Genomic DNA, 262 nt, shown 5'->3' with positions numbered 1-262 from the left:
CGTCTACAGACTGGCTTTCTAGCTCTTTAAGACGCTTGATTGACTGACGAACAGTTTTCCAGTTAGTTAACATGCCGCCTAACCAACGATGATCAACATAATACTGATCACAAGAAAGTGCAGATGCTTTGATAGCTTCGCCAGCAGCGCGCTTAGTACCTACGAATAATACTTTACCTTTCTTAGAAGCGATGTTGCTAATGAAAGCTAAAGCTTCGTTGAACATTGGTACTGTATGCTCAAGGTTGATGATGTGTACACC

The 262-nt window shown here is 42.0% G+C and carries 1 protein-coding gene; it reads right to left on the bottom strand.

From position 1 onward, the window contains the following. A partial coding sequence (gene rpsB, locus AAEY88_RS14140) for a 30S ribosomal protein S2 (protein ID WP_350563400.1) occupies positions 1 to 262 on the bottom strand: 262 nt, incomplete at both ends.

It is taken from the genome of Psychrobacter sp. CAL346-MNA-CIBAN-0220 (assembly GCF_040309805.1).
GTDB lineage: Bacteria > Pseudomonadota > Gammaproteobacteria > Pseudomonadales > Moraxellaceae > Psychrobacter.
Note: the sequence above shows the minus strand (reverse complement) of the source record. Positions and strands in the feature narration are given on the sequence as shown.